The organism is Achromobacter sp. Root170 (assembly GCF_001428165.1).
GTDB classification, from domain to species: Bacteria; Pseudomonadota; Gammaproteobacteria; order Burkholderiales; family Burkholderiaceae_B; genus Achromobacter; species Achromobacter mucicolens.
Map to the genome: position 1 here is coordinate 401,079 of NZ_LMHN01000001.1, position 18,299 is coordinate 419,377.

Annotated in this window: 14 protein-coding genes; 10 read left to right on the forward strand and 4 right to left on the reverse strand. The window is 67.0% G+C overall.

The window, feature by feature from the left end; translation table 11 throughout:
- Positions 1-88: 88 nt before the first annotated feature.
- Positions 89-988 (reverse strand): helix-turn-helix domain-containing protein, encoded by a 900-nt coding sequence (locus ASD87_RS01810; protein WP_056316364.1) that lies wholly within the window; start codon positions 986-988, stop codon positions 89-91.
- Between the two features lie 79 nt (positions 989-1,067).
- Positions 1,068-3,392 (reverse strand): cation-translocating P-type ATPase, encoded by a 2,325-nt coding sequence (locus ASD87_RS01815; RefSeq protein ID WP_056316365.1) that lies wholly within the window; start codon positions 3,390-3,392, stop codon positions 1,068-1,070.
- Between the two features lie 199 nt (positions 3,393-3,591).
- Here ASD87_RS01815 and cadR point away from each other — a divergent pair, with 199 nt between their 5' ends.
- The 6 genes from cadR (at position 3,592) to lpdA (ending at position 10,017) form a co-directional block, all read left to right on the forward strand.
- Positions 3,592-4,026, forward strand: a complete 435-nt coding sequence (cadR, locus tag ASD87_RS01820) for a Cd(II)/Pb(II)-responsive transcriptional regulator (protein WP_056316368.1) — start codon at positions 3,592-3,594, stop codon at positions 4,024-4,026.
- A 105-nt stretch (positions 4,027-4,131) separates the two neighbouring features.
- The gene (locus ASD87_RS01825; RefSeq protein WP_056316369.1) at positions 4,132-4,725 is read left to right on the forward strand and encodes a nitroreductase; all 594 of its coding nucleotides are present in this window, start codon (positions 4,132-4,134) and stop codon (positions 4,723-4,725) included.
- Positions 4,726-4,924: 199 nt separating this feature from the next.
- Positions 4,925-6,157, forward strand: a complete 1,233-nt coding sequence (locus ASD87_RS01830) for a 3-methyl-2-oxobutanoate dehydrogenase (2-methylpropanoyl-transferring) subunit alpha (protein ID WP_056316373.1) — start codon at positions 4,925-4,927, stop codon at positions 6,155-6,157.
- Between the two features lie 2 nt (positions 6,158-6,159).
- A complete protein-coding gene (locus ASD87_RS01835) occupies positions 6,160-7,203 on the forward strand; it encodes an alpha-ketoacid dehydrogenase subunit beta (RefSeq protein WP_056316376.1) in 1,044 nt (347 codons plus the stop codon).
- Position 7,204: 1 nt separating this feature from the next.
- Complete coding sequence (locus tag ASD87_RS01840; RefSeq protein WP_056316381.1) at positions 7,205-8,611, forward strand: dihydrolipoamide acetyltransferase family protein; 1,407 nt, start codon at positions 7,205-7,207, stop codon at positions 8,609-8,611.
- Positions 8,612-8,613: 2 nt separating this feature from the next.
- Positions 8,614-10,017 (forward strand): dihydrolipoyl dehydrogenase, encoded by a 1,404-nt coding sequence (gene lpdA / locus ASD87_RS01845; RefSeq protein WP_056316384.1) that lies wholly within the window; start codon positions 8,614-8,616, stop codon positions 10,015-10,017.
- Positions 10,018-10,144: 127 nt separating this feature from the next.
- Here lpdA and ASD87_RS01850 read toward each other — a convergent pair whose 3' ends face one another.
- Positions 10,145-12,163: a PEP/pyruvate-binding domain-containing protein gene (locus ASD87_RS01850; RefSeq protein WP_056316387.1), complete on the reverse strand. Its 2,019-nt coding sequence runs from the start codon at positions 12,161-12,163 to the stop codon at positions 10,145-10,147.
- A 248-nt stretch (positions 12,164-12,411) separates the two neighbouring features.
- On the opposite strand from ASD87_RS01850, the gene ASD87_RS01855 reads away from it, so the two are divergent.
- A complete protein-coding gene (locus ASD87_RS01855) occupies positions 12,412-12,597 on the forward strand; it encodes a type II toxin-antitoxin system HicA family toxin (protein ID WP_056316390.1) in 186 nt (61 codons plus the stop codon).
- 7 nt (positions 12,598-12,604) lie between these two features.
- Positions 12,605-13,024, forward strand: coding sequence for a type II toxin-antitoxin system HicB family antitoxin (locus tag ASD87_RS01860; protein WP_056316391.1), 420 nt, complete (start codon positions 12,605-12,607; stop codon positions 13,022-13,024).
- Positions 13,025-13,142: 118 nt separating this feature from the next.
- On the opposite strand, the gene argH is transcribed toward ASD87_RS01860, so the two are convergent.
- Positions 13,143-14,564, reverse strand: a complete 1,422-nt coding sequence (argH, locus tag ASD87_RS01865; RefSeq protein ID WP_056316393.1) for an argininosuccinate lyase — start codon at positions 14,562-14,564, stop codon at positions 13,143-13,145.
- 159 nt (positions 14,565-14,723) lie between these two features.
- Here argH and ASD87_RS01870 point away from each other — a divergent pair, with 159 nt between their 5' ends.
- Positions 14,724-16,097 carry a mechanosensitive ion channel family protein gene (locus ASD87_RS01870; protein ID WP_152384131.1) on the forward strand — a complete coding sequence of 458 codons (1,374 nt, stop codon included), beginning with the start codon at positions 14,724-14,726 and terminating at the stop codon, positions 16,095-16,097.
- Between the two features lie 101 nt (positions 16,098-16,198).
- Positions 16,199-18,265 carry an NAD(+) synthase gene (locus ASD87_RS01875; protein WP_056316395.1) on the forward strand — a complete coding sequence of 689 codons (2,067 nt, stop codon included), beginning with the start codon at positions 16,199-16,201 and terminating at the stop codon, positions 18,263-18,265.
- The last annotated feature ends 34 nt before the right edge of the window (positions 18,266-18,299 follow it).

The window sequence follows — 18,299 nt, forward strand, 5'->3', positions numbered from 1 at the left end:
CGCAGCCCTGGTCAGGGCGCGTTAGGACAGATCAGAGCTTGTTTTGCACTTTTTTGCGGGCCGGCCCTCGCAGCCCGCCGTCCAGCCGTCACTCGATGGGGCGGTAGTACTTCTTGCGGAAGTCGCCCGGGGTGCAGCCGGTGTGCTTCTTGAAAAAGCGCGCGAAATAGGCCGGATCCTCGATGTTCAACTGAAAGCCGATCTCTGCGATGCCCAGATCCGTGTTGCACAGGAGCCGCTTGGCCTCCAGCGCAATGCGTTCCTGCACGAGCTGGCTGGCCGTGCGTCCCACGCTGCGCTTGACCGCCTCGTTCAACTGGCGTTCGCTGATGCATAGCGCGTCGGCGTACTGGCGGATGGCCGAGAAATCCAGGTAGTGCTCTTCGATCAGCATGGTGAAGCGCTTGGCCAGCGAATAGCTGGGACCCGCCGCAGTTTCACGCTCGTCGGCCGGATACAGCCTGCGCAGCTGCGTCAGGAGGATCAGCAGGTAAGAGCGCACCACGTCGAACCGGCCCGTCTGGCGGTCGCGCGTTTCGCGTTCGATTTCCGCCAGCAGCGGCAGCATGGCGTCGTGCTGCTCGCGCGTCAGGTAGATGACCGGCGATCCGCCGGCCAGGTGAAAGAACGGGAACTTGGCAATGTCGTCGGCGCGCGGGAACATCTGCGCGAAGAACTCGGTGCTGATGTTCATGACGTAGCCGCTGGGCTTGACCGACGACGTCCAGGCGTGGATCTGGCCGGGCGACAGGAAAAAGACCGAGTGGTCGCGCACCGCGTGCTGCTCGAAGTCCAGCAGGTGGGTGCCTTGCGCCTCGGTCATCCACAACAGGTGGTAATAGCGGTGCCGGTGCAGGAAACCGCGCGGGATGTCGTCGTGGTCCTGCAGGCGCACGAGGTCGAAGTAAAAGGATCCCTCTCCCGAGAAATCCGAGGATTCGAAGGTGGGAAAGGTCTCCGGGACGGGCGAAATCGTACCTGCGGACAAGCGGGAGTCTCCTTGATGGCGCGCGGGGCGGCTCTGTTTTTCGCCATCATACGGGGATTCGCCGCGCGCACCGCGGCGCTTACCGGCTGGCCGGGGCGGCGCGCAGCAGGCGCAGGCCGTTCGCCACCACCAGCAGGCTCGCGCCCACGTCGGCAAACACCGCCATCCACAGCGTCGCGTGGCCCGTCACGGCCAGCGCCAGAAACACCACCTTGATGCCCAGCGCCAGCGCGATGTTCTGCACGAGGATGCGATGCGTGGCGCGCGACAGGCGCAGGAAGGTGCCGATCTTGCGCAGGTCGTCGTCCATGAGGGCCACGTCGGCGGTCTCGATCGCCGTGCCGGTGCCGGCCGCGCCCATGGCAAACCCGATGTCGGCCCGGGCCAGCGCGGGCGCGTCGTTGATGCCGTCGCCCACCATGCCGACCCGGACGTCCGGCGCCAGCTTGCTTTCAATGGCGGCCAGCTTGTCCTCGGGCAATTGGTCGCCGCGCGCCTCGTCGATGCCGACCTGGCGCGCGATGGCCTGCGCGGTCGGCGTGTTGTCGCCCGTCAGCATGAGCGTGCGCACGCCCAGGCCGTGCAGGTCGGCGATGGCCTGCGCGCTGGTGGGCTTGACTGTGTCGGCCACGGCGGCCACCGCCAGCACGCGGCTGCCGTCCGACAGCGCGATGACGCTCTTGCCCTGGCTTTCCAGCTCGTCAAAGCGCGTGTCGAGCGCGGCGCTGGAGACGCCCGATTCCCGCATCAGGCGGCGGTTGCCCAGGTGGTACGTCTGCCCGCCCACCTGGCCGCTGACGCCGCGGCCGGGCAGGGCGGTAAAGGCCTCGACTTCCAGCAGCGTGCTGCCGGCCTGGCGCGCGGCGTTGGCCACGGCCAATGACACCGGGTGATCCGATCGGGCCGCCAGGCTTGCCGCGATCAGGGCGGCGGGGTGAGGGCCCGGCGCCGCCGCGTCCCAGTCCTGCAGGTCGGTTTGAACGGGCTTGCCGTGCGTCAGCGTGCCGGTCTTGTCCAGCGCCAGCCATTTCAGGTTGCGGCCTTCTTCCAGATAGACCCCGCCCTTGACGAGGATGCCGCGGCGCGAGGCGGCGGTCAGGCCGCTGACGATGCTGACCGGCGTGGAAATCACCAGCGCGCACGGGCAGGCGATGATCAGCAGCGCAAGCGCGCGGTACAGGGCATCGAACCACGGCTGGCCCCACAGCAGCGGCGGCAGCACCGCCACGGCCAGCGCAATGGCCACGACCGCGGGCGTGTAGATGCGCGAGAAGCGGTCGATGAAGCGCTGCGTGGGGGCGCGCGCGCCCTGCGCCTGTTCCACCGCGTGGATGATGCGCGCCAGTGTGGTGTTGCCTGCCGCGGCGGTCACGCGGTATTCAAAGGAGCCGGAGGTGTTGATGGTGGCCGCGAAGACGGGATCGTCCTGCGTCTTTTCGACGGGCAGGCTTTCGCCCGTGATCGGCGACTGGTCCACGGCCGACGTGCCGTTCACGACGATGCCGTCGGCCGCGATGCGCTCGCCCGGCCGCACGCGCACGATCCCGCCCGGCTGCAGCGACGCGGCGGGCACTTCGACCCAGCTGCCGTCCGCCTGGCGCAGGGTCGCCGTCTCGGGCGCCAGGTCCAGCAGGCCGCGCACGGCGTTGCGGGCGCGGTCCAGCGAGCGGGCTTCGATGAGTTCGGCCACGTTGAACAGGAACATCACCATGGCCGCCTCGGGCCACTGGCCGATCAGCACCGCGCCGGTGACGGCGATGCTCATCAGGGCGTTGATGTTCAGGTTGCCGTTGCGCACGGCGATCCAGCCCTTGCGATAGGTGCTGACGCCGCAAGCCAGGATGGCGGCCACGGCCAGCGCGGCGGTCACCAAGAGCGGGGCGTCCAGGTAGTGCGAGACTTCCGACAGGGCGGCCAGCACGCCCGCGCCGCCGATCAGCCACCAGTTCACCGCCTTGGCGGCGGGGGCGGGCGCGGCGGCCGCGCCGTCGGCCAGGGGCTCGGGCGTCATGTCCAGCGACTTGATGGCCGCGACGATGCGATCCAGCGCGCCCTCCGCGTGGACGACGGTCAGGATGCGCTGCATCAGGTTGAAGTCCAGCGCATGCACGCCATCCACGCCGTCCAGCTTTTTGCGGATCAGCGTTTCCTCGGTGGGGCAGTCCATCTGCCCGATGCGCAGGCGCGCCAGCAGCTGGCCGGGGCCGGGGGTGAGCGTCGCGGCGGCTGCGCCGGTAGCTGGCTGCAGAATGGCGTCGCCGTGATCATGGCCGCAGCAGGCGTCCGGGCCATGCGCGTGTCCGTGTCCCTGTGCAGGGTGTCCGTGACCGTGCTGGTTGCTGGAATCCTTGGCGGAATCGTGATCGCAGCAGGCATCATGGCCCGTCTTTTCGATGCGCGCCATCGCGACCGGCGCTGCCCGCGGTTGGGTGGGTTCGCCGCCGCAGCAGGGGCCGCAATCTGCGCCCGACTGATGTTCGCGTTGTTTGACCGGAGGTAAAGACATCCGCTTGACCCTTCAAATAAGCTGATGACGCAATTCCACACCTTGGAGTTACTATAGGGTCAACCCCTAATCATCGGATCGGATCCGGGAGGCAGCGATGCGTATCGGCGAATTGGCCACGGCGGCCGGCACCACGGTCGAAACCGTCAGGTACTACGAAAAGGAAGGACTGCTGCCCGCGCCGGAGCGGGGATTGAACAACTACCGCAGCTATGGGCAGATGCACCTGGAGCGCCTGCGCCTCATCCGCAACTGCCGGGCGCTGGACATGACGCAGGACGAGATCCGCGCCATCCTGTCCGTGGCCGACAACCACCGCACCGGTTGTGGCCCCATCAACCAGCTGTTCGACGAGCACATCTCCCACGTGGACGAGCGCATTGCCGAACTGATGCAGCTGAAATCCCAACTGAGCGAATTGCGCCAGCGCTGCGTGTCGGCGCGCCCGGACACGGACGACTGCGGCATCCTGCACGGCCTGACCGAAATGCAGGTCGAAGAGCGGCAGGAGCGCCATACCCATCTGGGGTGACCGCGCACGGCGCGATGTCCTTGTTGCAGGTCAGGGGATCGGCGATGGGGCGGCCGTCATCGCGTACTATGAGAATCTGTTTTTTTCCCATTTGCGCATCGATCAATGACCGTCACCCAGACCGCCACCCCGCTCCACGCCCTGACTTCGCGCCGCTCCTTCAAGTTCCTGCGGGCCCCGGCGCCCAAACCCGACGAACTCGAACAGATCCTGCAGGCCGCCATGGCGGCGCCCGATCATGGCGCGCTGCGCCCGTGGCGCTTCGTCGTGATCCAGGGCGAAGCCATCGGCAAGCTGGCAGACATGGCGCTGGACGCGGTCAAGCGCAGCGGCGATCCGCGCATGACGCCTGAAAAGGAAAAGTCGGTCCGCGAATGGATGGCCGGCGTGCCGCTGTTCATCGCCGTGGCCCAGAAGATCGCCCACGACAACACCAAGATCCCCGAGCAGGAACAGCTTCTGGCCACGGGCTGCTCGGTCATGAACATCCTGAACGCCGTCCATATGCTGGGCTACGCCGCCTTCTGGAGCACCGGCCTGGGCACCTACGTCGAAGACGTGCAGAACGCGCTGGGTCTGGACTCGCTGGATTACCGCTTCCTGGGCTTTCTGGCCGTGGGCACGCCCGCGTGCGCGGTGCCCCCCGCCAAGCGTCCCGACTACCGTGAATTCGTCACGGAATGGACCGGCGCCGCCTGAGGAAAACCCTCAGTCCAATGCGGCCCCAAAAGGCCGCGCGGCCCGCTCATCGGCCCTGTCCCCTGTGCTAATCTCGTCAACGGCCTTGCCCATGTATCCCCGGGCGCAGGCCGGCGACGGCAGCGTCCGAGGTCACACGCCTCTGGCAATGCCTTGGTAGGAAGAAAACGCATGACACGATCAAGCGTGGAGACAATACATGAGCCAATATGGGCCGCTGAAGTTGCACGTCCCCGAGCCGACAGGGCGACCGGGTTGCAAGACAGACTTCTCCTATCTGCATCTATCGCCGCCCGGCGAGGTGCCCAAACCCCCCATTGACGTTGCCGCGGTCGACACCGGTCCACTGGCCTACAGCCTGGTCCGGGTCATTGACAATGACGGCCATGCCGTTGGCCCGTGGGCGCCGGAGATCAGCCACGACATGCTGCGCGCCGGCATGCGGGCGATGCTCAAGACCCGCATCTTCGACGGGCGCATGCTGACCGCGCAGCGCAAGAAGAAGATCTCGTTCTACATGCAGAGCCTGGGCGAGGAGGCCATCGGCACCGCCCACGCGATGGCGCTGGAAAAGGGGGACATGTGCTTTCCCACCTATCGCCAGCAAAGCATCCTGCTCTCGCGCGATGTCTCGCTGGTGACGATGATGTGCCAGCTCATGTCCAACGAGCGTGACCCGCTCAAGGGCCGCCAGCTGCCGGTCATGTATTCCGACCGCGAAAACGGCTTTTTCACGATTTCGGGCAACCTGGCCACGCAGTTCATCCAGGCGGTGGGCTGGGCCATGGCGTCGGCGATCAAGGGCGACACCCGCATTGCCTCGGCCTGGATCGGCGACGGCGCCACCGCCGAAGCCGACTTCCACACCGCGTTGACCTTCGCGCACGTCTACCGCGCGCCCGTCATCCTGAACGTGGTCAACAACCAGTGGGCCATTTCCACCTTCCAGGCCATCGCCGGCGGCGAGGGCGCGACCTTCGCGGGCCGTGGCGTGGGCTGCGGCATTGCGTCGCTGCGGGTGGACGGCAACGATTTCCTGGCGGTCTATTCCGCCTCGCGCTGGGCGGCCGAGCGCGCCCGCCGCAACCTGGGCCCGACGCTGATCGAATGGGTGACCTACCGCGCGGGGCCTCACTCCACGTCGGACGACCCCTCCAAGTACCGGCCCGGCGACGACTGGAGCCACTTTCCCCTGGGCGACCCGATCGAGCGCTTCAAGAAACATCTCATCCTGTTGGGCATCTGGTCCGACGCCGAGCACGACGCGGTCCGCGCCGAACTCGACGCCGAGATCCTGGCGGCCCAAAAGGAAGCCGAGAGCTACGGCACCCTGGTGGACGGCCACGTCCCCAGCGCCGCCAGCATTTTTGAAGACGTGTACAAGGACATGCCGGAGCATCTGCGCCGGCAGCGCCAGCAGCTCGGAGTCTGACCATGGCAATCGATAACAACGCTGGTCCGGCCTCGGCGCCGATGACCATGATCCAGGCTTTGCGCTCGGCCATGGATGTCATGCTTGAGCGCGACAACAACGTCGTGGTGTTCGGGCAGGACGTCGGTTACTTCGGCGGCGTGTTCCGCTGCACCGAAGGCCTGCAGGCCAAGTACGGCAGCTCGCGCGTGTTCGACACCCCCATTTCCGAAGGCGGGATCGTCGGCGTGGCGGTGGGCATGGGCGCCTACGGCCTGCGGCCCGTGTGCGAAATTCAGTTCGCCGATTACTTCTATCCGGCTTCGGACCAGATCGTGTCCGAGGCCGCGCGCCTGCGCTACCGGTCGGTGGGCGAATTCATTGCGCCCATGACCATCCGCATGCCTTGCGGCGGCGGCATTTACGGCGGGCAGACGCACAGCCAGAGCCCCGAGGCGATGTTCACGCAGGTCTGCGGGCTGCGCACGGTGATGCCGTCCAACCCGTACGACGCGAAGGGGCTGTTGATCGCCGCCATCGAAAACGACGATCCGGTGATTTTCCTGGAACCCAAGCGGCTCTACAACGGCCCGTTCGACGGCCACCACGACCGGCCGGTCACGCCGTGGACCGGCCGCCCCGGCAGCGTCGTGCCCACGGGCTACTACACCGTGCCGCTGGAATCGGCCGCCATCGTGCGCCCGGGCTCGGAGCTGACGGTGCTGACCTACGGCACCACGGTGCATGTGTCGCTGACCGCGGCCGAGGAAACCGGCATCGACGCCGAAATCATCGACCTGCGCAGCCTGTGGCCGCTGGACCTGGACGCCATCGTCAACTCCGTCAGGAAGACGGGGCGCTGCGTGGTCGTGCACGAGGCCACGCGCACCTGCGGCTTCGGCGCGGAACTGATTGCGCTGGTGCAGGAGCACTGCTTCCATCACCTGGAGGCGCCCGTCGAGCGCGTGACCGGTTGGGACACTCCCTATCCGCACGCGCAGGAATGGGCGTACTTCCCCGGCCCGCGCCGGGTCGGCGAAGCGTTCAAACGCGCGATGGAGGCATGACATGGGGATTCATATCATCAAGATGCCCGACATCGGCGAAGGCATCGCAGAGGTCGAGCTGGTGGGCTGGCACGTCAAGGTGGGCGACACGGTCGCCGAGGACCAGCCGCTGGCGGACGTGATGACGGACAAGGCCACGGTCGAGATCCCGTCGCCGGTGGTCGGCAAGGTGATCTCGCTGGGCGGCGATGTTGGCCAGGTGATGGCCGTGGGCGGTGAGCTGATCCGCCTGGAAGTCGAAGGCGAAGGGAATGTGAAGGCGGGCGCTGCTGCAGCGGCCGCGCCGGCGGGGAAAGCGGCTGTGCCTGCGGCTGGCGGAATTGCTGCCGACGGGGCGCAGCGCGCTGGTGGTCCGAGTCTGGTGGAAAGTGGCGTGGCGGCAACGACGCCCGGCGCAGCATCGGCGCCCGCAACTTCCCCGCCGGCCAAGTCATCCTCATCCGCATCAGCCTCTGGCCCCGCGTCGGCGTCGGCCAAGTCGCCAGCCGCGCGCCAATCCGGCGGCGCGCCCGTCGCAGTCCGTCAGCCCGGCGAAAAGCCGCTGGCCTCGCCCGCCGTTCGCAAGCGGGCGTGGGACCTGGGCGTGGAGCTGCGCTACGTGCAGGGCAGCGGCCCGGCCGGGCGCATCCTGCACGAAGACCTGGACGCCTGGCTGCAAGGGCAGGGGTCGGCCAGCAGCGCACGCGCCGGGTCGGCCTATGTGGAACGCAACGACGAAGACGCCGTACCCGTCATCGGCCTGCGCAGGAAGATCGCGCAGAAGATGGCCGAGTCCAAGCGCCGCATCCCGCATTTCAGCTACGTCGAGGAAATCGACGTGACCGAGCTCGAAGACCTGCGCGTGCAGTTGAACGCCAAATGGGGCGAGTCGCGCGGCAAGCTGACGCTGCTGCCGCTCCTGGCCCGCGCGATGGTGGTGGCGCTGCGCGATTTCCCGCAGATCAATGCGCGCTACGACGACGAGGCGGGGGTGGTCACGCGCTATGGCGCGGTGCACATCGGGATTGCCACGCAAAGCGACGGCGGCCTGATGGTGCCGGTGATGCGCCACGCCGAGGCGCGCGACCTGTGGTCCATGGCCGCGGAGATCAATCGGCTGGCGCAGGCGGTGCGCAGCGGGGCGGCCGGCCGCGACGAGCTGTCCGGTTCGACCATCACCATCACCAGCCTTGGTCCCTTGGGCGGCATCGTCACCACGCCGGTCATCAATCATCCCGAGGTCGGCATCGTGGGCGTGAACCGCATCGTCGAACGCCCCGCCTTCCGCAACGGCGCCGTGGTGGCGCGCAAGCTGATGAACCTGTCGTCGTCCTTCGACCACCGCGTGGTGGACGGCATGGACGCGGCGCGCTTCATCCAGGCCGTGCGCGCGCTGCTGGAACAACCCGCGCTGCTTTTCGTGGAGTGAGCATGAGCCAGATCACAAAGACAACGACATTGCTGGTGATCGGCGGCGGCCCCGGCGGCTACGTGGCCGCCATCCGCGCCGGCCAACTGGGCGTGCCGACCATCCTGGTCGAGGGCGCGCAGCTGGGCGGCACCTGCTTGAACATCGGCTGCATCCCCTCCAAGGCCCTGATCCACGCGGCCGAGGAGTTCGACAAGGCGCGCCACTACGCCGGCGAATCGGCGCTCGGAATCGCCGTGGACACGCCGCGCATCGACATCGCCAAGACGGTCGCCTGGAAAGACGGCATCGTCGGCAAGCTGACGGGGGGCGTGGGCGCGCTGCTCAAGAAGAACGGCGTGGAAGTCGTGCGCGGCTGGGCGACGCTTCTGGACGGCAAGACGGCCGAAGTCGAAACGCCCGACGCGGGGCGCGTTCGCATCCAGTGCGAGCACCTGCTGCTGGCCGCTGGCTCCGAACCCACGCCGCTGCCGTCCATGCCTTTCGGCGGCATGGTGGTGTCGTCCACCGAGGCGCTGTCGCCCGCCAGCATCCCGAAGCAGCTCGTGGTGGTGGGCGGCGGCTACATCGGCCTGGAACTGGGCACCGTGTACCGCAAGCTGGGCGCCGAAGTCGCGGTGGTGGAAGCGCAGGACCGCATCCTGCCGACCTACGACGCCGAACTCACCAAACCCGTCGCGGCCGCGCTGGGCAAGATGGGCGTGGCGTTGCACCTGGGCCGCAAGGTGCTGGGGTTGGACGGCAAGGGCGACGCGGTGCGGGTGCAGGACGCCAGCGGCGCCGAAACCCTGCTGCCGGCCGACCGCGTGCTGATCTCGGTGGGACGCCGTCCGCGCACGCAGGGCTGGGGGCTGGAAAGCCTGCAGCTGGACCGCAAGGGCAACGCGCTGCGCATCGACGACCAATGCCGCACGTCCATGCGCGACGTCTGGGCCATTGGCGACATCGCCGGTGAACCGATGCTGGCGCACCGCGCCATGGCGCAGGGCGAGATGGTGGCCGAACTGGTGGCGGGCAAGCGCCGCCACTTCCAGCCGGCCTCCATCCCGGCCGTGTGCTTCACCGATCCCGAGGTCGTGGTGGCGGGCCTGTCGCCGCAAGAGACCGAAGCCGCCGGCCTGGATTGCGTGACGGCCTCCTTCCCCTTCGCCGCCAACGGCCGCGCCATGACGCTGGAATCCACGGACGGATTCGTGCGCGTGGTGGCCCGGCGCGACAACCACCTGATCGTGGGGTGGCAGGCGGTAGGCCGTGCGGTGTCGGAGCTATCGACGGCTTTTGGCCAGTCGTTGGAAATGGGCGCGACCCTCGAGGATGTGGCGGGTACCATCCACGCGCATCCCACGCTGGGCGAGGCGGTCCAGGAGGCGGCGCTCAAGGCGCTGGGGCATGCGCTGCATATCTGACGGTCTGCAGAACTGATGCCCCGGCACGGCGCGGCCCGCTAAGGCCGCGCCGTGTTTGCTTTCGTCCTGTCCATGCCGCAAGCAGGACCTGCGCGGCGGTCCCATCGGACGCCTGGCGCGCTGGCCTTCAGCGGCTCCCATCGATGTAAGGCCGCGCCTGCAGGATCAGGATCTTGTCTGCCTGCACGGCCCATTCGATGTCCTGGTCTCCATTTCCCAAGCGCTTTTTCACCTGCCGTCCCACGGCGGCCAGCCGGGCGACCAGCGCATCGTTCAGCACCTGCCGGCCGCCCTCGATGGGCACTTCGCGCACGCCGCCGCCCGCATCCGCCACGAGCTGCGTGTCTTCGGCGGAACGGCTCAGCACCTGAACCGCCTTGGACCAGCTTGAGTACATGACCTGTTCGGCCTGCCGCTTGCCTTCCACCACCTTGATGCCCAATCCGCGCTTGGCGGACAGGTAGGTGACGTGGCGGCGCGAGGCGTCGAAGGGATCGCGCGTGATCATGACGCCCGAGCTGTCCGACGCCGCGGCCCGCTGCACCAGTACCGCCATGACGACGGCGTCCTGCCCGAAGCCTGCGGTGCGGCGCGCCTCGTAAGCCTCGAAGTTATAGACCGAGGCCCATACCGTCTGCACGGCCCGGGCCAGCGCATCGGCCTGCGTGACGTTCGGCACGGTGGTGTACAGGCCCGCGCCGCTGAACCCCGGCAGGTCTTCGGAATTGGACGAGCTGCGCACGAAGACGCCGTGGCCACCCAACTGCTTCTCCCAGCGGGCGCGCCAGGCGGCCGACAGGGCGGGGTCGGGCGTTGCGTCGACGATGTCCTGGCGCAGCTTGGCCAGTTCGGCGCGCCGCACGTTGGCGTCGCTGGCAAAGTCGGCCCGCTGCGCCAGCGCCGCCAAGCGCGCGGGCACGCCCAACTGGTCCATGAACGCCGCGTATTGGGCAAACGGGATGCAGAACCCATCCGGCACGCTGGCCGCGGGCGGCAACACGGCCGTCAGCGCGCCCAGGTTTGCCGCCTTGACCCCGCAGTGGCGGCTGTCGCGCGTGGTCATGCCGGACAGCGGCTTGAGGGCGCGCACGGACAGGTCGGGTTTGGGTAGCGAGGGCGAGGCGGTTGGGGTTGCCGCCGTGGCTGGCGACGTGGCCGGCTGCGCGATGCGCTGCACCCGGTAGCCGTTGCTTTCAACGGTCAGTTCGACCCATTGGCCATCATGCTCGCGCAAGGCCGCCACGGCGTCGCGCACATAGGCATTGGGAATACGCCAGCCCTTGGCCAGCAGGTTCACGTGGGACAACAGCGTGGACGGGCGCTGCGTGACCAGGCCCGCCACTGGCGTCATCGCCACGGGCACCTCGTCCAGCACCACGATGTCGGTGGGCGAGAGGTCAGCCGTTTCATCCACGGCCTTCACGATGCGCAGCCGTCCCTGCGCGCGCCCGGTGTTCAGCGGCAAGAAGGTCTGCTCGCGCAGCAGCGCCTCCTGCGTGACGAAGTCCAGCCCGGCCCGCCGTGCGGTCGTTTCCTGCAGCGTGGAGTTGCTCTTGAATTTCAGCGGGTGAGGGAACGTGGCCGCGAGCCGCTGCGCCGTCAGGGTCAGCAGTTCGGGCGTCAGCAGATCGCCTTCCCAGAACTCATAGGTATAGCCGGACAGGCTGTTCTGCCAGCTCAGCGTGCCGAACAGCAGACGACGATTGGGATCCTTGTACTGCGCCACCAGCGCGGCCCGGTCGCCGGACAGCAGCCGCCGCTCGCGCGCAAAGGTCTCGTGCAGCGCGTACCGCGGCGTGTTCACGTAATAGATGCGGTCGGCGCGCTGGCGGTCGATGATGAACAGCACATGGGGGATTTCCAGCGGCGTGCCGGCGTTATAGACCCGCGCCAGTTGATCGAATTCGGCCCGGGTCTTGATCTGCGCCAGGAACCGCGGGCCTCCCCACCGCGCGTCCTCGGCCTTGCGGGCTTCGACCTCGTCGGGGCGCAGGGGGCGGCCGTTTTCGTAGGGGGAGGGTTTGCGGGCGGTTTGGGCTTGCGTCGCCCCTCCGGCGGCAATTCCCAGCAGACATACCGTGGCTAGGACGATTTGGGATATGCGGAACTGCGGGATGCGCTTCAGGGGCGCACTCAAGGTTGGCATGGCTCGCGGGCGGTCAAGGCGAAGCCGCAATCATATCCAACGTTATTGGGGACGCGCCATCGGCGGGCGGCCGACGGGAATTCGCCCAGCCGACGTACGTTGGTCTGATTTCCCTCTGACAAAGAGGTGCGAGAGGACAAGGCGAAATATCCTCAGGGAGGGAGGAGTCAGTGACATGAATACAACATTAATGTTTTTGAACAAAACATTTTTGTTGTAATCTAATCCGCATCGCTGCATTCGGAATCATGAAGTACAGCGAATTCAAAAGGTGGCTTGAAAAACAAGGCGCCATCTTTGTGCCGCATCGTGCGGGCAGTAGTCATTACCGAGTGACACTGAACGGCGTAAGCACGATCTTTCCGTTTCACGGTGCCAAGGAAATGGGCAAGAACCTTGAAAACCAAATCAAAAAACAATTGGGTTTGAAGTGAGGCTGCCATGCTGACCTATCCCTACACGTTGACTCCTGATTCGAACGGCACCTTTCTCGTGCTATTTCCCGATTTTCCGGAAGCAGCCAGCGTCGGCGAGGATGAGCGAGACGCGCAGGTGAACGCGCTGGAAGCGCTTGAGGCGGCGCTGGAAATCTATTTTGACGAACGCCGCCTGATTCCATTGCCGTCGGATGACGTCTCCTCGCCCTACGCCGTCACGCTGCCCGCTGTCGTCACCAGCAAGGTTTATCTGTCCAATGAAATGATTCGCCAAGGTGTGCGCAAGGCCGAGATGGCTCGTAGGCTTGGCGTGCATACGCCCCAGGTGGATCGTCTGCTGAACCTGCGCCACGGGTCACGGATCGAACAGGTTGAGGCTGCGCTTGGAAAACTGGGCCGAAGGCTCGACGTATCGATGGTTTAGCTGATACGCCGGGCTTGAGCCTGCGTCCGTTTGGACGCGGTCCCGACAACGTCTGCCTCAATGCAACAAGGCCCCCAAAAGGGGGCCTTGCATCCAACGCATCTACGGCAAGCCGAAATCAGCCTTGCGCCGTTTCCGCCAGCACGCGCTGGGCTTCTTCAGCGACGCGTTCGGGGGCGGTGCCACCCACGTGCTTGCGCGCGGCGACCGAGCCTTCCAGCGTCAGGACCTGGTGCACGTCCTCGGTGATGCTGGGGTGGTAGGCCGTGAGTTCGGCGGTGGACAGGTCGGCCAGGTCGCAGCCGCGCTGTTCGCAGTCGCGCACGGCGTGGGCCACGACTTCGTGGGCATCGCGGAAGGGCACGCCGCGCTTGACCAGGTAGTCGGCCAGATCGGTGGCGGTGGCAAAGCCCTGCAGGGCCGCGGCGCGCATGTTGTCGGCCTTGACCTTGATGCCGCCGGCCATGTCCGCGAAGATCGTGAGCGTGTCGCGCAGCGTGTCGGCCGTGTCGAACAGGCCTTCCTTGTCTTCCTGGTTGTCCTTGTTGTAGGCCAGGGGCTGGCCCTTCATCAGGGTCAGCAGGGCGACCAGGTTGCCGTTAACGCGGCCGGTCTTGCCGCGGGCCAGTTCGGGCACGTCGGGGTTCTTCTTTTGCGGCATGATCGAGCTGCCGGTGCAGAAGCGGTCGGCCAGGTCGATGAAGCCCACGCGCGGGCTCATCCAGAGCACCAGCTCTTCGGACAGGCGCGAGACGTGCGTCATGATGAGCGCGCCGGCGGCGCAGAATTCGATGGCGAAGTCGCGGTCGGAGACGGCGTCCAGCGAGTTGCGGCACACGCCCTCGAAGCCCAGCGTCTTGGCGACGCGTTCGCGGTCGATGGGGAACGACGTGCCGGCCAGGGCGGCGGCGCCCAACGGCAGGCGGTTGACGCGGCGGCGGCAGTCGGCCAGGCGCTCGGCGTCGCGGCCGAACATTTCGGCGTAGGCGAGCAGGTGGTGGCCGAAGGTGACGGGCTGGGCGACTTGCAGGTGCGTGAAGCCGGGCATGATGGTGCCGGCGTTTTCCAGGGCGACCGTGGCCAGGGCGTGGCGCAGCTGGCGCAGCAGATCCTGCAGGGTGTCGATTTCGTCACGCAGCCACAGGCGGATGTCGGTGGCGACCTGGTCGTTGCGCGAACGGCCGGTGTGCAGGCGCTTGCCCGCATCGCCCACCAGTTCCACGAGGCGCTTTTCGATGTTCAGGTGGACGTCTTCCAGGTCGAGCAGCCACTGGAACGAGCCAGCGTCGATCTCGGACAGGATCTGGGTCATGCCGCGCTGGATGTCGGCCAGATCCTGGGCGCCGATGATGCCCTGGGCGGCCAGCATGTCGGCGTGCGCGAGCGAGCCCTGGATGTCGTGGCGCGCCAGGCGCTTGTCGAAATCCACGGACGCCGTGTAGCGTTTGACGAGTTCGGAAACCGGCTCGGAGAACCGGGCGGACCAGGCCTGCGCCTTGTTGGCGAACTGGTTTTGATCGGAGGAGGGAGTGTTTGCCATGATGGGCAGGATTATAGGGCCTTGCGCCACGCCGGGCGACGGCGGCCATTATGCGGGGCCGGAACCCGCTAAGGGCGCGAGTTGTCGGATAATCCCGGTCAGTTCAAGACCCCGGTTCAAGACCGTGGTTTCAAGACCCTGTAAAGCGAGTACGGATCCATGCCCCTGGAATGGGAAGAGCTAGTCACCCAAATTGATACCCATATGCCCCGGGAGATCTGGGCGCAGACGCTGATCGGCATCGGCGCGCTCATCCTGACCGCGCTGTTCGTGCAGTGGGTGGTCGCGCGGGTGGTCCTGCTGCTGGCGCACCGGCTGCTCGTGGTCAGCGGGCACGGCGATTGGGACAAGGCGCTGCAGCGCCGCCGCGCGTACCAGAACCTCTGGTACGCGGTGCCGTTTGCGGTGGTTTCCATGGGCATCGACCTGGTGCCCCATGCCGAGCGGGTGGTCACCATCGTGGGCCGGCTGGCGCACGCGGGCGCCTGGATCTGCGTGTTCATCGCGTTTTCGGGCGTGCTGAGCGCCTGGCAGGACACCTATTCGGCCACGACCCGCGCGCAGACCCGGTCCATCAAGGGCTACATCCAGATCGGCAAGCTGATCCTGATGGCGGTATGCACCGTCCTGGTGCTTTCCATCCTGATCGACCGCTCGCCGCTCTGGATGATCTCCGGCCTGGGCGCGCTGTCGGCGGTGCTGCTGCTGGTGTTCAAGGACACGCTCCTGTCGCTGGTGGCCAGCACGCAGCTCACCAGCAACGACATGCTGCGCATCGGCGACTGGATCGAGATGCCGCAATGCAATGCGGACGGCTTCGTCAAGGACATTGCGCTGCACACCGTGAAGGTGCAGAACTGGGACAACACCGTCACCACGGTGCCGACCTACAAGCTGTTCTCGGAAAGCTACCGCAACTACCGGCACATGTTCGAATCAGGCGGCCGGCGCATCAAGCGCACCATCCGCATCGACGCGGCCAGCGTGCGCTTTCTGACCGACGACGAGGCGCAGCGGCTGATGAAGTTCCGGCTGCTGCACGACTATCTGCAAAGCAAGACCCAGGACATCGTCCAGGCCAACCAGACGCTGGGCGAACTGGCCAGCGTGCCGGCCAACCGGCGCCGTCTGACCAACATCGGCACGCTGCGCGCCTACGCGCTGGCCTACCTGAAGCAGAATCCGGAAATCCGCCAGGACATGGCGATGATGGTGCGCATGATGGAGCCCACCTCCGAGGGCATTCCGGTCGAGGTCTATTGCTTTACCGCCGTGACCGCGTGGGTGGAATACGAACGCATCCAGGGCGACGTGTTCGACCATCTGCTGGCGATCCTGCCCGAGCTGGGTCTGCGCCTGTACCAGCAGCCGTCCGGCGCCGACATCGGCGCCATGGGCGGATACCTGCGCGACAGCGCCATCCAGGCGGCGCTGTCGGCCGAGCGCGACCGGCAAGGATCCATGGACGGCAGTCCGGCGCTGCCGTTCGAGCGCGGCCTGACCGACGGCAAGATGCCGCGCCAGGCGGAATAGGGCCCGTGAGATAATCCGGCCGTTGATTCCCGGGCCTCCAGCCCCCCGGCGCACCCCTCCACGTCGCAATCTCCAGGCGAACCTCCCAGGCGAAATCCCCGATGTCGAATCCGTTCTTCAACCTGTATTCCCACGGCTTCGCCCGGGTCGCGGTCGGCGTGCCCGAGTGCCGGGTCGCCGATCCCGCGTTCAATGCCGCGCAGACCATCGCGCTGGCGCAGCAGGCTGCCCAAGGCGGCGCGGTGCTGGCGGCTTTCCCGGAACTGGGCCTGTCGGCCTACACCTGCGACGATCTCTTTCACCAGAAGGCCCTGCTGGACGCCTGCGAGGCGGCGCTGGCCGAGGTGGTCGAGGCGACCGCCGACCTGGATATCGCCATCGTCGTGGGGGCGCCGTTGCGGGTGGCGCACCAGTTGTTCAACTGCGCGGTGGTGGCGGCCGGCGGGCGGGTGCTTGGCGTCGTGCCCAAGACGTATCTGCCGAATTACGGCGAGTTCTACGAGGCCCGCCAGTTCAGCGCGGCCGACTGCGCCATCGACGCGCAGATCGACCTGCTGGGCCAGACGGTGCCGTTCGGGTCCGAGCTGCTGTTCCAGATGGAAAAGCTGCCGCTGTTCCAGTTCCACGTTGAAATCTGCGAAGACGTCTGGGTGCCCATTCCCCCGTCGTCCTATGCCGCGCTGGCCGGCGCCACGGTGCTGGTCAACCTGTCGGCCTCCAATATCGTCGTCGGCAAGTCCGCCTACCGTCACCAGCTCGTGTCGCAGCAGTCGGCGCGCTGCCTGTCGGCTTATATGTACACCTCGGCCGGCCGGGGCGAGTCGTCGACGGACCTGGCCTGGGACGGCCAGGCGCTCATCTACGAAAACGGCGAGCTGCTGGCAGAATCCGAGCGCTTCCTGAACCATTCCCACCTGCTGTTCTCGGACGTGGACCTGGAGCGTCTGTCGCGCGAACGCATGCGCCAGAGCACCTTCGGCCAGTCCGTGCGCCGCCACGCGGACGAAGTCCGCCGGTTCCGCCGCGTGCCGGTGCCGGTAAATCCGCCGCTGGAGGACGCCGAACTGGCGCTGGAACGGCGCGTGGCGCGCTTTCCGTATGTGCCGGCCGACCCGCAGCGACGAGACGCGCGCTGCAAGGAGGTCTACAACATCCAGGTGCAGGCGCTGGCGCAGCGCTTGTCGGCCAGCGGCATGAAGAAGGTGGTCATCGGCATTTCGGGCGGGCTGGATTCCACGCATGCGCTGCTGGTGTGCGCCAAGGCCATGGACGCCCTGGACCTGCCGCGCTCGAACATCCTGGCGGTCACGATGCCGGGTTTTGCCACCAGCACCCGCACGCTGCAGCAGGCGCGCCGCCTGATGGCGGTGGTGGGCTGCACGGCCTCCGAAATCGACATCCGCCCCAGCTGCCTGCAGATGCTCAAGGACCTGGGCCATCCCTACGCCAACGGCGAGCCGGTCTATGACATCACCTTCGAGAACGTCCAGGCGGGCGAGCGCACCAACCACCTGTTCCGGCTGGCCAATTTCAGCAATGCCATCGTCATCGGCACGGGCGACCTGAGCGAACTTGCACTGGGCTGGTGCACGTACGGCGTGGGCGACCATATGTCGCATTACAGCGTCAACGCCAGCGTGCCCAAGACGCTGATCACGCACCTGGTGCGCTGGGTGGCCGAATCGGGCCGGCTGGGCGACGAGGGCGCGCAGGTGCTGCTGGACGTGCTGGGCACCGACGTCAGCCCCGAGCTGGTGCCGGGCGGCGCGGACGACAAGCCCGAGCAAAAGAGCGAGGCCTCGATCGGCCCTTACGAGCTGCAGGACTTCAACCTGTACTACACCCTGCGCTACGGCTTTGCGCCGACCAAGGTGGCCTTCCTGTCCTGGACGGCCTGGCGCGACCGCGAGGCGGGCGCGTGGCCCGAGGCCGGCCACGTCGTGCGCAACGAATACGATCTGGCCGCCATCAAGCGCAACCTGAAGATCTTCCTGGACAAGTTCTTCCGGACCAGCCAGTTCAAGCGCACCTGCATCCCGAACGCGCCCAAGGTGGGTTCCGGCGGCTCGCTGTCGCCGCGCGGCGACTGGCGCGCGCCCAGCGACTCCGAGTCCGTGGTCTGGATGCGCGAGGCCGACCAGATTCCCGACGAAGCGCCCAAAAGCTGAGGGCGGCGCCGCGCACCACATTGGGGCGGCGGCA

What these genes read in the sequence shown, in the direction of transcription:
- ASD87_RS01815 (WP_056316365.1), bottom strand. Translation starts at nt 3,392, where the DNA reads ATGGCGCGCATCGAAAAGACGGGCCATGATGCCTGCTGCGATCACGAT.
- cadR (WP_056316368.1), top strand. Translation starts at nt 3,592, where the DNA reads ATGCGTATCGGCGAATTGGCCACGGCGGCCGGCACCACGGTCGAAACC.
- ASD87_RS01825 (WP_056316369.1), top strand. Translation starts at nt 4,132, where the DNA reads ATGACCGTCACCCAGACCGCCACCCCGCTCCACGCCCTGACTTCGCGC.
- ASD87_RS01830 (WP_056316373.1), top strand. Translation starts at nt 4,925, where the DNA reads ATGAGCCAATATGGGCCGCTGAAGTTGCACGTCCCCGAGCCGACAGGG.
- ASD87_RS01835 (WP_056316376.1), top strand. Translation starts at nt 6,160, where the DNA reads ATGGCAATCGATAACAACGCTGGTCCGGCCTCGGCGCCGATGACCATG.
- ASD87_RS01840 (WP_056316381.1), top strand. Translation starts at nt 7,205, where the DNA reads ATGGGGATTCATATCATCAAGATGCCCGACATCGGCGAAGGCATCGCA.
- lpdA (WP_056316384.1), top strand. Translation starts at nt 8,614, where the DNA reads ATGAGCCAGATCACAAAGACAACGACATTGCTGGTGATCGGCGGCGGC.
- ASD87_RS01850 (WP_056316387.1), bottom strand. Translation starts at nt 12,163, where the DNA reads ATGCCAACCTTGAGTGCGCCCCTGAAGCGCATCCCGCAGTTCCGCATA.
- ASD87_RS01855 (WP_056316390.1), top strand. Translation starts at nt 12,412, where the DNA reads ATGAAGTACAGCGAATTCAAAAGGTGGCTTGAAAAACAAGGCGCCATC.
- ASD87_RS01860 (WP_056316391.1), top strand. Translation starts at nt 12,605, where the DNA reads ATGCTGACCTATCCCTACACGTTGACTCCTGATTCGAACGGCACCTTT.
- argH (WP_056316393.1), bottom strand. Translation starts at nt 14,564, where the DNA reads ATGGCAAACACTCCCTCCTCCGATCAAAACCAGTTCGCCAACAAGGCG.
- ASD87_RS01870 (WP_152384131.1), top strand. Translation starts at nt 14,724, where the DNA reads ATGCCCCTGGAATGGGAAGAGCTAGTCACCCAAATTGATACCCATATG.
- ASD87_RS01875 (WP_056316395.1), top strand. Translation starts at nt 16,199, where the DNA reads ATGTCGAATCCGTTCTTCAACCTGTATTCCCACGGCTTCGCCCGGGTC.